Source organism: Sagittula sp. MA-2 (assembly GCF_030126985.1).
In the GTDB taxonomy this organism is placed as follows: Bacteria; Pseudomonadota; Alphaproteobacteria; order Rhodobacterales; family Rhodobacteraceae; genus Sagittula.
In genome coordinates this window covers 632,963-645,299 of sequence record NZ_CP126145.1, presented here as the reverse complement: position 1 = coordinate 645,299, position 12,337 = coordinate 632,963, and the positions used below count along the sequence as shown (strand labels likewise).

The window sequence follows — 12,337 nt, the reverse complement described above, 5'->3', positions numbered from 1 at the left end:
GCTTGGCCCCGTCCGATCCAGGGAACCCGCATGTCAGATCAGCCCGCCTACCAGGTGCTCGCCCGCAAGTACCGGCCAGAGACCTTTGCCGATCTCGTCGGCCAGGATGCCATGGTCCGCACCCTCAAGAACGCCTTCGCCGCGGACCGCATCGCGCAGGCCTTCATCATGACGGGGATTCGCGGGACCGGGAAGACGACGACGGCGCGGATCATCGCGAAGGGCATGAACTGCATCGGACCGGACGGCAACGGCGGCCCGACCACCGACCCTTGCGGCAAGTGCGAACATTGCGTGGCGATCATGGAAGGCCGCCACGTCGACGTGATGGAGATGGACGCGGCCTCGCGTACCGGTGTCGGCGACATCCGCGAGATCATCGAGAGCGTGCACTACCGGGCGGCCTCGGCGCGCTACAAGATCTACATCATCGACGAGGTTCACATGCTGTCCAAGAGCGCGTTCAACGCGCTCCTGAAGACGCTGGAGGAACCGCCCGCCCATGTGAAATTCATCTTCGCCACGACCGAGATCCGGCAGGTCCCCGTCACGGTCCTGTCGCGCTGCCAGCGCTTCGACCTGCGCCGGATCGAGCCCGAGATCATGATCGCCCTGCTGCGCAAGATCGCGGCCAGCGAGGGCGCGGAGATCACCGACGAGGCACTGGCGCTTGTCACCCGCGCCGCCGAAGGCTCCGCCCGCGACGCGACCTCGCTGCTGGATCAGGCAATCTCGCACGGCGCCGGAGAGACGACCGCCGACCAGGTCCGCGCGATGCTGGGCCTGGCCGACCGGGGCCGCACCATGGATCTTTTCGAACGCATCATGCGCGGCGACGCAGCCGGTGCGCTCGAGGAACTGGCCGCGCAATATGCCGACGGTGCCGATCCGCTGGCCGTGCTGCGCGACCTTGCGGAGCTGACTCACTGGATTTCCGTGGTCAAGATCACCCCGGATGCAGCCGAGGACCCCACGATCTCGCCGGACGAACGGGCGCGCGGGCAGGCCTTTGCCGACGGTCTCGGCCAGCGCAGCCTCGGCCGGGCGTGGCAGATGCTGCTGAAGGCGATCGAGGAAGTCTCGACCGCGCCGTCCGCCATCATGGCCGCCGAAATGGCGGTGATCCGTCTGACCCACGTGGCCGACCTGCCGACGCCCGAGGACCTGATCCGCAAGCTGCAGGACACGCCCCCGCCCCCCATGCCCACCGGCCCCGGTGGTGGTGGCGGGCATGCGCATCATGGCGGGCAGACCCAGGCCACGGGCGTGCCGGCCCCCACGCATCGCGGCCCCTCCGGCCCCGTCGCCTCCCGCTCGGGCAGCGCGGCGCCTGCGCTGGCCACCGACGCGCTGGCCCATTACGCGACGTTCGAACACGTGCTGGACCTGATCCGCGCCAACCGCGACGTGAAGCTGCTGGTGGAGGTCGAGGGCGGCCTGCGCCTTGCCGCCTATCAGCCCGGCCGGATCGAGTTCACGCCGACCGATACTGCCGATCCGCAGCTTGCGTCGAAACTCGGCGCGGCCCTGCAACGCTGGACCGGCAACCGCTGGGCGGTGACGGTTGTGAACGGCTGCGAAGAACCGACGGTGACCGAGCGGCGCGACGCCGCCGACCGCGCCCTGAAAGCCGAAGCCGCGCAGCACCCCCTCGTGCAGGCCGCCCTCGCGGCCTTCCCCAAGGCCACGATCACCTCGATCCGCACCCAGGCCGAGGCCGAGGCGGAAGCCCAGTCGGAAGGGCTTCAGGAGGTCGAGGACGAATGGGATCCGTTCGACGAGGATTGATTACGGAAGCGCGCCGCCGGGTCGATGGCGCACGGCATGGCCGCAAACGCTGCGGGATACAGCCAATGCGGGCAATGCCGCCGGGCCACCCAGCCGCCTGAAGGCTTGTCGATCGGGGCTGCGCTTGCGATAAGCCTCTGAACCTTCCGGGCGGCGATCATGCAGGCGCGCGCCCCGAACACAGGAGTACAGACGATGTTCAAGGGCCTCGGAAATCTTGGCGACATGGCCAAGATGATGCAGACCGCCAAGGAAATGCAGGGCAAGGTCACGCAACTGCAGGACGACCTGAAGACCATGACCGTGACCGGGGAATCCGGTGCGGGCCTGGTGAAGGCGACGGCCACGGCCAAGGGCGAACTGACCGGGCTGGAGATCGACCCGTCGATTTTCGTGGCCTCGGAAAAGGAAGTGGTGGAAGACCTGATCCTCGCCGCGATCAAGGACGCACAGGCCAAGGCCCAGAGCCGCGCAGAACAGGAAATGCGCAAGCTGACCGAGGAAATGGGGCTGCCTGCCGACATGAAACTGCCGTTCTGAGACGGGACGGTGGGCGCGGCGGAGCAGACCGGACGCCACTACCACACCCCCCGGGCATGGGTATTGGCCGGGGGCATCGCCGTCGGACTGACGACGGTCAGCGGCATCGCCTACCTGGCCACCGAAGCCGCCTTTACCTGCGACATCCGCGACGCGGCCCTGATCCTGCTGGTCACGCTGAACGCCTGGATCGTCTACGCCACCGGCTGGCTGCTGACGCCGCGGCTGGGCCAGATGTACGCCAACATGCCCCTGCCCGCGCACGACCCGCAACGCTGGATCGACCGGACGCTGTTCACCCCGGCCTCGCTGGTGCTGGCGGCAGCCTGGGGTGGCCTGCTGGCGGGCGGGATCTGGATCTATGATCCGTGGAACCGCGAGGTCCTGTCGCTGTCGGAACTCGTGCCGCTGATCGCCGAAGCGGCGGAGAACCCGCTGGGCACCGTACTCGGCGCGCCCGACCATTGCCCGAACCCGGTGCCGAAGCTGCTACTGACCCGGATGCTCTCACTCTTCATCTTCTGCGGAAACCTGATCATCGGCGCCGCCGTCGCGGTGATCTTCCGCTTCTGGTGGGCCGTGCTGGTGAGGATCGACGACATCGACCTGCGCATCCTGAACCTTTCGCGCGAACCGCTGCCCGCGCTCCTGCGCGCCAACAGCCTGCTGGTCACAACCTCGGCGCTGGTGGCATCGCTGTCGATCCTGTCGCTGATCCTGTCCGGCTTCGAGGTCGACCAGACCGTGGCGCTGTTTTCGCTCCTGACCCTGTCGCTGGTCGTGGCCACCTACGCAGTGCCGATCCTGCCCCTGTCGAACAGGCTGCGGGAGGTGAAGTCCGAGGCGATGAACGAGGTGGAGCGCCTGATCGAGGCGCATCACAGGCAGCGCTCCGGCCTGCCGCCGCGCCCCGACGGCCCGCTGAAGGACCCGGAGGGCGACGGCTATCTGGACATCGCGACGCTGGAACCGCTGGACAAGCTGATGGAGACGCGCGACACCCTGCACGGCATCCAGACCCTGCCGCCGGGCGGACAGGTTTCGGTCTCTGCGGCGGGCATCGTCGCCTTCCTGTCCTTCCTGCCGACGATCATCGACTTTCTCCTCAAATGACGTGTACCTATCCGCACTGAACCGAACGCCGCAGGTCCATGAAAGACACCGACCCCATCGACACGCTCATCGGCCTCATGGCGCGCCTGCCGGGCCTTGGCCCCCGGTCCGCCCGGCGCGCCGTGCTGCACCTGATCCGCAAGCGCGGGCCGCTGCTGCAACCGCTGTCCGAAGCGATGACCGAGGTTGCCCGCACCGCGCGTGAATGCCTGAACTGCGGCAACGTCTCGACCGCCGACATCTGCCCGATCTGCAGCGACGAAAGGCGCGGCAACGGGCTCCTGTGCGTGGTCGAGGATGTGGCAGACCTTTGGGCCATGGAACGCGCGCAGGTCTTCAAGGGCCGCTACCACGTACTGGGTGGGACCCTGTCGGCGCTGGATGGCGTGGGGCCGGACGAACTGCGCATTCCCCGGCTGATGGACCGGCTTGGCGCCGAGAACGTGACGGAGGTCATCCTCGCGCTCAACGCCACAATCGACGGGCAGACCACCGCCCATTACATCGCCGACCAGCTCGAGGGGCGGGTGTCCGTTTCCTCGCTGGCGCAGGGTGTGCCGATCGGGGGGGAGCTCGACTATCTCGACGACGGGACCATCACCGCTGCCCTGAACGCACGCAAACGCTTCTGAACCGATCAGAAACTGCGCCCGAAAGGACGCACCTGCCGCCTCTCGTGGCCCGGGGCTATTGCGCGCTTGCGGGCTATTCGCAATAGCTGCGGCCAACTGCTTGCCCGCTGCCCCGGAGCCCTCCATGTCCTGCCTCGCGCGCCTTGCGCTTGCCGTCGCCCTGACTGCCGCTTCCCTTGTTCCGGCCCATGCCGCCGACAAGACCGCGATGTCGCAGACCGACCTGCTCGGGCGCGAGATCGGCTTTGGCATCGGGCAGACCGCGCTCGATACGGCCGCTGCAGGTGTTTGGCTTGGGGCGAGCACCGGGCGCAGCACGGTCGATCCGTCCGGCGGTCAAGAGACCGACACCGACCGGCGCAACGTGGTCCTTGGCTACGGCTTCGGCGAAACGGGTTTCTCGGCTTTCGCGGGCTATGGGCAGGGCGCCTCTGAACTGGCGGATGACATCCACAAGGCGCGCATCCGCTCCTATTTCCTGGGCCTGACCTACGGCCGCACGGTTGGCCGGCTCGCCTTCGACGGTGCCGCCTACGTGGGCCGCAGCCACAACGTGATCGACAGCCCCGACACCGCCACAGGCGCCGCCGACCGGGACGGGCGCCTGCTGGGTCTGACGCTGCGCGGATCGGGCATGTTGATGGACGATGGCGCGGGCCACGGGATCGACTTCGTCGTCCAGGGTGACGCGCTGCACCACACGACGAAGGCCTACCCCGTCTCCGGCCTGCCCGGTGCGACGGTGGACGAGCGTGACAGCACCGCCACCGCCCTGAGGCTGGAAGTGGGGGCGCCGATGACCGCCGCCGGGGCGAGCCTGCGTCCCTTCCTCGGGCTGACGGCCTTCGGCGGCCAACAGGACGAGATCGCGGTGTCCGGTAAGGCGCCGTTCGATGCCGTGGACGTGCTGTCGAAGACACAGATGTCGCTGGGCATGAGCTTCAAGGCGCAGGCGCTGAACGGCCTCGGCGGCCGGGTAGAGCTGACGTCCGACGACAAGGGCCACACCGGGTTCAATGCCGGGTTCTCCCTGAACTTCTGAACCGCTCTGTCACGTGGCCATCCGGGCGCCGCGCCCGACCCTGCCCATTCACCCACCCTGCAAACGAAAACCGCGGGCCAGTGACGGCCCGCGGTTTCGAAGTGCTTGCGGCGTCAGAGGAAGAGGCCCGCCTCAGCGGTCCTCGTCCTCCTTGTCTTCAGGCAGGTTGAAGAAGCTGTCGGCGTCCAGGTAGTTCTGGTTGTCGTCCTCTTCCTCGTCGTCGTCGCCACGGGGATCGGACAGCGAGAAGCTCTCCAGCCCTTCCATGTTCGACGGCAGGCGCGGTTCGGCGCTGTCCATCTCGAGGCTCTGCTCCGTCGACACCAGCTTGCGGCGCTCGTCGTCGGTCATCACCTTTTCCAGATCCTTCGCGGCCTTGGCCACGGCAGCGTCGAGCTCCGTCTGCTTGCAGAGGCCAAGCGCCACCGGGTCGATGGGCTGCATGTTCTGGATGTTCCAGTGCGTGCGCTCGCGGATCGACTGGATCGTGGGCTTCGTGGTGCCGACCAGCTTGGCGATCTGGCCATCGGTCAGTTCAGGGTGGAACTTCACCAGCCACAGGATCGCATTCGGACGGTCCTGACGCTTCGACAGCGGGGTGTAGCGCGGGCCGCGGCGCTTTTCCTCGTCGCGGGCGGCCGGGTTGAACTTCACCTTCAGCCGGTACAGCGGATCCTTCTCCGCCTTGTCGATCTCGGCCTGCTCAAGCTGGTTGTTCGCGATGGGGTCGAAGCCCTTGACGCCCACGGCCACGTCGCCGTCGGCGATGCCCTGGATCTCTAGCTCGTGAAAGCCGGTGAAATCGGCGATCTGCTTGAAGGTCATCGTGGTGTTGTCCACCAGCCAGACGGCGGTCGCCTTGGGGTGCAGCAGCTTGGACATCTCGTCTACTCCTATTCACGTCTTAACGGCCAAACCTTTTCCGTGCCCCGGACCGCCTTTCGGGGCCGCGGGAGACCCCGGATCAACTCCGGGGCGGGTTACCGTTGTGGGGAAACTTGCGCCGTATATAGTGCCGCGAAAATCAAAAGGAAACGGAAAAATGCGCGCCCTTCTTGCCGCCTTGGCCCTGTTCGCCGCCACCCCCGCACTGGCCGACGGCGAACCCGCCGGGGAATTCGACTATTACGTCATGTCGCTGTCGTGGTCGCCGAACTGGTGCCGGATGGAGGGCGATGCCCGAAACTCCGAACAATGCGACGCGGATTTCGGCTGGGTCCTCCACGGTTTGTGGCCGCAGTACCACCGCGGCTGGCCCGCCTATTGCCCGACGACGGAACGTCAGCCCTCCCGCCAGCAGACCGCCGAGATCGCCGACATCATGGGGACCTCCGGCCTTGCGTGGCACCAGTGGAAGAAGCACGGCGTCTGCTCCGGCCTGTCGGCCAGCGCCTACTACGCCCTCTCCCGCGAGGCCTATGGCACCGTCACCCGGCCGGCGGTCTTCCGCAAGCTCGACAAGCCGGTGAAGTTGCCCGCTTCGGTGGTCGAAGAGGCCTTCCTGAAGGCCAACCCGGGACTTGAGAAGGACATGGTCACCGTGACCTGCCGGGACGCCTACATCCAGGAGGTCCGCGTCTGCCTGTCGCGCGACCTGACGCCGGTGCCCTGTGGCCGCGACGTGGTGAAGGATTGCAGCATGAAAGACGCGCTGTTCGAACCGATCCGGTAACGGCCGTTCGGCGCACGCCCGCCGGACCCGCGCCGCGCGTCCCTCAGAACCTGTAACCGAACCGCATGATGTCCTGACGGCAGATGTTGCCCACGACCTCCGCCGTTTCGTCGGTGTAATAGGTTCGGTAATCCGGATGGCGGGGAGAGCGGTTGAGGTGCCCGATCCCCGGCATGAAACCAAGGTGCTGCGCCAGCATGTCCATGTCCGGCCGCCACGTCTCCAGCCGGATGTAGTGGTTGCAGCGGTTCCTGCCCTGCGAATCCGTGGTGTAGGCGGTGTAGGGCCACTGTTCCATCTGCTTGCGGGTGAACATGTGCTTCACGAAGTCCGAAAAGGTCATCATCTTGGACAGGTGCACCATCCGGTGATCGAAGCTTTGCGTTCTCAGCCAGTGGTAATAGCTCACCATCCGGTCCCACGGGTTGCGCACCATGGTGAAAACAAAGAAATCCTCCACCTCCTGCGGGGTCACGACGCCCTCGATGTCGATCAGGTTGGAGTGTTTCCAGAGCCGCCCGCGCGCGGTTTCCTGCAGCTTCTTCACCCGGCGCTTGCGTCGCTTGGCCTTTTCCGTGTCGCCGATCAGGATGTCGCCGCGCATCGCGCGATCCTCCAGAGCCGCCGCCAGGGACGTGCCGCCGGTCTTCGGAATGTGCACGAAAATGTATTTGCGCCCGCGGGAAATGATCATCTGAAAACTCCTTTGTCCGGAATACGAAAACCCCCTTTTCCTTCCCCGTCAACTGGCGCAACATTCTTGCTTGACCATCAGGGAGGGTACGACATGGGCTGGCTGAAGGATGAAACCGGACTGGAACGCAACGCGGCGAATTACGTGCCGCTCACGCCCCTGTCCTTCCTCAACCGGGCCGTCCAGATCTGGCCCGATCACCTGGCCGTGGTCTACGGCGCGCACCGCAAGACCTACGTGGAATATGCCGAACGGGTCAGCAGGCTGGCGTCCGGACTGGCCGGCCTGGGTGTGGAGCCGGGCGACGTGGTCGCGACGATCCTGCCGAACATCCCCGCGCAGGTGGAGGCGCACTTCGGCGTGCCCGCCTGCGGGGCCGTGCTGAACGCGATCAACACGCGGTTGGACCCGGACACGGTCTCCTACATCCTCGATCATGGCGAGGCGAAGGTCGTGCTCTGCGACACGCAGTTCCTGCCGGTGCTGGCCGAGGCGCTCGACCGGATGGAGAACGAACCGCCGCAGGTCGTCGAAGTGCCCGACGACCATGCCGGGGTGCACCGCCATTCCGACTACCTGCAGTACGAGGACCTGCTGACGAAAGGCGATCCCGGCTTTGCATGGATCATGCCGGAGGACGAGTGGGAGAGCATCGCGCTCAACTACACCTCGGGCACCACGGGCCGTCCCAAGGGCGTGGTCTACCACCACCGCGGCGCCTACCTGAACGCCATGGGACAGGTCCTGTCGTGGCGCATCGTGCTTCACCCGGTCTACCTGACCATCGTGCCGCTGTTCCACTGCAACGGCTGGTGCCACACGTGGATGATGCCGGCCGTCGGCGGCACCATCGTCTGCTGCCGCGACGTGCGGGCCGACTCGATATTCAACGCCATCGCCGACGAGGGGGTGACCCACTTCGGCGGCGCGCCCATCGTGCTCAACACGCTGATCAACGCACCCGAGAACCAGCGGCGGGCGTTCGACCATGTGGTCGAGGTCTTCACCGCCGGCGCGCCGCCCGCACCCGCCACGCTCGCCGCGATCGAACCCATGGGCTTCAACGTCACGCAGGTCTACGGCCTGACCGAGACCTATGGCCCCGGCACCGAATGCACCTGGCAGTCCAAGTGGGACCACATGGAGGGCGAGGCCCGCGCCGCCCAGAAGTCGCGTCAGGGCGTGGCGATGCCCTTCCTCGAACCGATGGACGTGCTTGACGATGACGGTGCGCCGATCGCGCGCGACGGCCAGGCGCGCGGAGAGATCGTGTTTCGTGGCAACGGCGTCATGAAGGGCTACCTGAAGAACCCGCGCGCCACGAGAGAGGCCTTCAAGGACGGGCTCTTCCACTCCGGCGACATCGCCGTGATGCATCCGGACAACTACCTGCAGATCGCCGACCGCGCGAAGGACATCATCATTTCCGGCGGCGAGAACATCTCCTCGGTGGAGGTGGAGGGGGTGCTGATGGCGCACCCGGCGGTGCTGCTGTGCGCGGTGGTGGCGAAGCCGGACGAGAAATGGGGTGAGGTGCCCTGCGCCTTCGTCGAGCTGAAGGACGGGCGGGAGGCGACGGAGGCCGACCTGATCGCCTTTGCCCGAGAGCGGCTGGCCGGGTTCAAGACCCCCAAGAAGGTGGTGTTCCAGGAACTGCCGAAGACCTCGACCGGCAAGATCCAGAAGTTCGAGCTGCGCGCACTGGCGAAGGAGATGTGATTTCGCCGTGCTGCGCACGCCGACCCGCGCGCTCCTTGCTGTTGCCGAAGGCGTGAGGACTGACGTTGCAGCAGGTATTTGGACCAAGATGAAGGGGCGGCGTCGTGCTTTCGGTGCTGGGGGCGCTGCGGGACGTAGGGTGGGCGTTCCCGGGCACGGGCCGGGGTTGGCCACCATGGCGTGCCTCAGGTCTCGAGGACGCTGTCTACCTCGGCCCATCCGCCGCCACGCCGGGCCAGATCGACCACCTTCACGACCTGCGTCTCCCGGGTTTCCCAGTACCACGGATCGTTGAGGACGTGTTCCGGCAGCTTGTCCTTCACGAAGGCCGGGCGGCGCTGCCGGACGATTTCGACCCGGTGGCGGTTGCTGATCGGCGGGGCGTTTCCCGACAGGAACTGCGCCCGCAGTTCCGCCTCGCGCGCCTTCAGGCGCCGCATTTGTGCGCGCAGCTGCGCCAGCTCGTCCACAGGGTGCATGGCCTGACCTCCGTTTCGGTCAGCTTGGCGCCGGCGCGGTTAAACCCGGGTTAAGCGCGGCCTTTCTCTCCAGATTGCACCTCTTGTGTGCACCGTGCTATCGTCCGCCGAAGCGAGAGGCAGAGCAGCGCCCGCATGACAGCACTGAAGCAATTCCAGAGGCTCGAGGCCACCGGGCTGTGGCGCCCGGACCCGGACGCACAGCGGCGCGAGGTGATCGTTTCGCTTGGCGATGCGACCCTCACCATGAGTTCGACCTCCGGCGACATTCTCGCCCATTGGTCGCTTGGCGCCGTGACGCGGGCCAACGGCACGCAGGTGCCCGCCATCTACCATCCCGACAGCGACCCGGACGAGACACTCGAACTGCCGGCGGACGAGACCGACATGATCGCCGGACTGGACCGCGTACTGCGTGCCATCGACCGGCGACGTCCGCGCCCCGGAAAGCTGCGCTTCTACCTGACCGGCGCCTTCTTCGTGGCGCTGGCCGCCGGGGCGATCTTCTGGCTGCCCGATGCCCTCGAACGCTATGCCACGACGGTTGTCCCCCCGGTGAAACGGGCGGAAATCGGCGCCAACCTTCTGACCCATATCACCCGCCTGACGGGACAGCCGTGCAACACGCCCGACGCGCGCGAACCGCTCAAGAGGTTCTCGCAGCGCATCCAGTCGTCGGGCAGCGTGGTGATCGTGCCGGGCGGCGGGTTCACCAGCACGCACCTGCCGGGCGGCATCGTGCTCCTGCACCGCCGCGTGGTGGAAGATCACGAGGATCCGGACGTGGCTGCGGGCTTTGCGCTGGTGGAGGCCGCCCGCGCCCGTGCCAGCGACCCGCTGGCAGAATTGCTCGACTGGGCGGGGCTGGCGGCATCGCTGAAATTGCTGACCACCGGCAGCCTGCCGGACTCAGCCCTTTCGGACTACGCCGAGTACATCATGACCCGCCCCGTAAGGGCCCCGGATGCCGCGCGATTGCTGCCCGCCTTCGCCGAAGCCGAACTGCGCAGCACGCCCTATGCCTACGCCATCGACATCACCGGCGAGTCCACGCTGGCCCTGATCGAGGCGGACCCGATGCGCGCCACCGGCAGCCGCACCGTCCTGTCGGATGCAGACTGGGTGCGATTGCAGGGCATCTGCGGGTCCTGATTTTCAACCCCTGAAAAGCGAGAGGCCCGGGCACCCCCATGCCCGGGCCTCTCTGAAGCCGTCCGTTCCGAACGGGCTTGTGTCTCAGGTCCGGCTCAGCGGACGTAGGCCTGTGTGTAGCCGCTGCGGTGCACCGCGGCGAGCGCTGCGTTCACGGCAACATCGGTGCCGTAGGGACCGACGCGCAGCCGCTGCACGGACTGGCCGCGGTGCGTGACGTTGGCCGCCTGCACCGGGAACCCTGCCGCCGCCAGCCGGGCAGAGGCCGCAGCCGCCTTGTCGCTGGTGGTGAAGACGCCGATCTCCACGAAGCCGCCGCCGGATGCGCCCGCGTTGCCGCGCGTGGACAGGACATCGGTGCGGTACGGTGCCTGCGCCGCGTAGGCGATCTGCACGTCGACCGGCGGATAGGTCTGGTTCGCGACGTAGGCGATGTCCGGTGCCTTCACCTCATGCCGGTAGCGCGCTGTCCAGAGGTTCTTCGGGAACGGCTGGCGCTTGTTCGCCTGAGAGATAAGGCGGCGCGGCACCTGGTTGGACCAGATCTGCTGGGTCGCCTGATGACCCGCCACCGTCTGGATCGCCCGGTAGGGGTTCAGCCGGTCGTCTTCCCAGGCAGGCTTGTACCCCGCCGGGATCGAGGCGATCTGCGTGTCGCGGCTTTCATACACGTGGCGCGGGACGATACGCGTATCGGGCGCCAGCGAAGACCCCTGCCACGAATTGCGGTTGTAGTAGACGTTCTTGCCAGCGGTCGGCGCTTCGCCGCGGCGGATCTCGGTCACATGCGGCGCGCTCTGGGGCCCGCAACGGACGGAGACCGTCCGGTTGCCGACACGGCGCGTCGTCTTGCCGGCGAGGCAGGCTTCGCGCGCCGGAACCACGACCCGCGTGCTGGCCGGCGCGACGGTGCGGACCGTCGTCGTCGGCACGGGGCGCACGATGCGCGGCGGCTCCGCCGTCACCGGCTTCGACGCGGGTGCCATGACCACGCGCGGTGCAGGTGCGTAATTCGGCACGGTCGCCGTCGTGCTGCGCACCACCCTGCGCGGTGCTGTCGCGGCCGGCGCAGGCGCTGCCGCCACGGGTGCGGCCGCCGGCGGGGTGTCCACCGTGATCTGCACCGGAGGCGGTGCGCCCGGCGTGCGGACCGTTGCCGCAGCCGTCACGTTGCCGCCCATGGTCGGTGTCTGTCCGCAGATCGGTTTGCGCTGCCGCGTGACGCGCGGCACCCATGTGACGTTGCCGTCAAATCCCGCGCGTACGAACACGCAGCCGTCATTGTCCACGAATTGCTTGCCCGTGTAGCTGGCAGGCGGAAAGTTCGCCGGAATCTGGCCCTGCGCGCTGGCAGTCTGCGCAAAGCCCGCAAAATTGGACACAATAATGGCGTAGACCGCCAGTTTCTTTAACGTCATGTCTGCCCCCACAGATGTGACTCGCACAATGCAATCTCAGCTTTGACCTGTAAAGCTTTGAGAACATTGCTTTCGCTAAATTTCCACT

Annotated in this window: 12 protein-coding genes; 8 read left to right on the top strand and 4 right to left on the bottom strand. The window is 67.0% G+C overall.

Annotation, left to right across the window (positions count from 1 at the left end; all coding sequences use genetic code 11):
- Nucleotides 1–30: 30 nt before the first annotated feature.
- The 5 genes from QNI11_RS03305 to QNI11_RS03285 all read left to right on the top strand — a co-directional run bounded on the left by QNI11_RS03305 (nucleotide 31) and on the right by QNI11_RS03285 (nucleotide 5,115).
- Complete coding sequence (locus QNI11_RS03305) at nucleotides 31–1,788, top strand: DNA polymerase III subunit gamma/tau (RefSeq protein ID WP_283982330.1); 1,758 nt, start codon at nucleotides 31–33, stop codon at nucleotides 1,786–1,788.
- 195 nt (nucleotides 1,789–1,983) lie between these two features.
- Nucleotides 1,984–2,328, top strand: a complete 345-nt coding sequence (locus QNI11_RS03300) for a YbaB/EbfC family nucleoid-associated protein (protein ID WP_283982329.1) — start codon at nucleotides 1,984–1,986, stop codon at nucleotides 2,326–2,328.
- A 9-nt stretch (nucleotides 2,329–2,337) separates the two neighbouring features.
- The gene (locus QNI11_RS03295; RefSeq protein WP_283982328.1) at nucleotides 2,338–3,441 is read left to right on the top strand and encodes a hypothetical protein; all 1,104 of its coding nucleotides are present in this window, start codon (nucleotides 2,338–2,340) and stop codon (nucleotides 3,439–3,441) included.
- 38 nt (nucleotides 3,442–3,479) lie between these two features.
- On the top strand, nucleotides 3,480–4,073 hold the full coding sequence (recR, locus tag QNI11_RS03290; protein ID WP_100927876.1) for a recombination mediator RecR: 594 nt from the start codon (nucleotides 3,480–3,482) through the stop codon (nucleotides 4,071–4,073).
- Between the two features lie 124 nt (nucleotides 4,074–4,197).
- Nucleotides 4,198–5,115: a hypothetical protein gene (locus QNI11_RS03285; protein ID WP_283982327.1), complete on the top strand. Its 918-nt coding sequence runs from the start codon at nucleotides 4,198–4,200 to the stop codon at nucleotides 5,113–5,115.
- Between the two features lie 132 nt (nucleotides 5,116–5,247).
- On the opposite strand, the gene QNI11_RS03280 is transcribed toward QNI11_RS03285, so the two are convergent.
- The gene (locus tag QNI11_RS03280) at nucleotides 5,248–5,997 is read right to left on the bottom strand and encodes a DUF1013 domain-containing protein (RefSeq protein WP_283982326.1); all 750 of its coding nucleotides are present in this window, start codon (nucleotides 5,995–5,997) and stop codon (nucleotides 5,248–5,250) included.
- A 160-nt stretch (nucleotides 5,998–6,157) separates the two neighbouring features.
- On the opposite strand from QNI11_RS03280, the gene QNI11_RS03275 reads away from it, so the two are divergent.
- Nucleotides 6,158–6,787, top strand: a complete 630-nt coding sequence (locus tag QNI11_RS03275; protein WP_283982325.1) for a ribonuclease T2 — start codon at nucleotides 6,158–6,160, stop codon at nucleotides 6,785–6,787.
- A gap of 43 nt (nucleotides 6,788–6,830) precedes the next feature.
- Here QNI11_RS03275 and QNI11_RS03270 read toward each other — a convergent pair whose 3' ends face one another.
- Nucleotides 6,831–7,481, bottom strand: coding sequence for a sulfotransferase family 2 domain-containing protein (locus tag QNI11_RS03270; protein WP_283982324.1), 651 nt, complete (start codon nucleotides 7,479–7,481; stop codon nucleotides 6,831–6,833).
- 93 nt (nucleotides 7,482–7,574) lie between these two features.
- Between QNI11_RS03270 and QNI11_RS03265 the strand changes: the two genes are divergently transcribed.
- Nucleotides 7,575–9,200 (top strand): AMP-binding protein, encoded by a 1,626-nt coding sequence (locus QNI11_RS03265; protein ID WP_283982323.1) that lies wholly within the window; start codon nucleotides 7,575–7,577, stop codon nucleotides 9,198–9,200.
- 185 nt (nucleotides 9,201–9,385) lie between these two features.
- Here the strand turns inward: QNI11_RS03265 and QNI11_RS03260 are convergent, their stop codons facing one another.
- The gene (locus QNI11_RS03260; RefSeq protein ID WP_283982322.1) at nucleotides 9,386–9,679 is read right to left on the bottom strand and encodes a hypothetical protein; all 294 of its coding nucleotides are present in this window, start codon (nucleotides 9,677–9,679) and stop codon (nucleotides 9,386–9,388) included.
- A 135-nt stretch (nucleotides 9,680–9,814) separates the two neighbouring features.
- Here QNI11_RS03260 and QNI11_RS03255 point away from each other — a divergent pair, with 135 nt between their 5' ends.
- Nucleotides 9,815–10,831, top strand: coding sequence for a hypothetical protein (locus tag QNI11_RS03255; protein ID WP_283982321.1), 1,017 nt, complete (start codon nucleotides 9,815–9,817; stop codon nucleotides 10,829–10,831).
- Nucleotides 10,832–10,926: 95 nt separating this feature from the next.
- Here the strand turns inward: QNI11_RS03255 and QNI11_RS03250 are convergent, their stop codons facing one another.
- Nucleotides 10,927–12,249, bottom strand: a complete 1,323-nt coding sequence (locus QNI11_RS03250; protein WP_100927884.1) for an SPOR domain-containing protein — start codon at nucleotides 12,247–12,249, stop codon at nucleotides 10,927–10,929.
- Between the last annotated feature and the right edge of the window lie 88 nt (nucleotides 12,250–12,337).

Excerpts from the sequence above, each read along its gene's own strand:
- QNI11_RS03270 (WP_283982324.1), bottom strand. The coding sequence starts at position 7,481 with ATGATCATTTCCCGCGGGCGCAAATACATTTTCGTGCACATTCCGAAG.
- QNI11_RS03250 (WP_100927884.1), bottom strand. The coding sequence starts at position 12,249 with ATGACGTTAAAGAAACTGGCGGTCTACGCCATTATTGTGTCCAATTTT.
- recR (WP_100927876.1), top strand. The coding sequence starts at position 3,480 with ATGAAAGACACCGACCCCATCGACACGCTCATCGGCCTCATGGCGCGC.
- QNI11_RS03275 (WP_283982325.1), top strand. The coding sequence starts at position 6,158 with ATGCGCGCCCTTCTTGCCGCCTTGGCCCTGTTCGCCGCCACCCCCGCA.
- QNI11_RS03265 (WP_283982323.1), top strand. The coding sequence starts at position 7,575 with ATGGGCTGGCTGAAGGATGAAACCGGACTGGAACGCAACGCGGCGAAT.
- QNI11_RS03260 (WP_283982322.1), bottom strand. The coding sequence starts at position 9,679 with ATGCACCCTGTGGACGAGCTGGCGCAGCTGCGCGCACAAATGCGGCGC.
- QNI11_RS03285 (WP_283982327.1), top strand. The coding sequence starts at position 4,198 with ATGTCCTGCCTCGCGCGCCTTGCGCTTGCCGTCGCCCTGACTGCCGCT.
- QNI11_RS03300 (WP_283982329.1), top strand. The coding sequence starts at position 1,984 with ATGTTCAAGGGCCTCGGAAATCTTGGCGACATGGCCAAGATGATGCAG.
- QNI11_RS03280 (WP_283982326.1), bottom strand. The coding sequence starts at position 5,997 with ATGTCCAAGCTGCTGCACCCCAAGGCGACCGCCGTCTGGCTGGTGGAC.
- QNI11_RS03255 (WP_283982321.1), top strand. The coding sequence starts at position 9,815 with ATGACAGCACTGAAGCAATTCCAGAGGCTCGAGGCCACCGGGCTGTGG.
- QNI11_RS03305 (WP_283982330.1), top strand. The coding sequence starts at position 31 with ATGTCAGATCAGCCCGCCTACCAGGTGCTCGCCCGCAAGTACCGGCCA.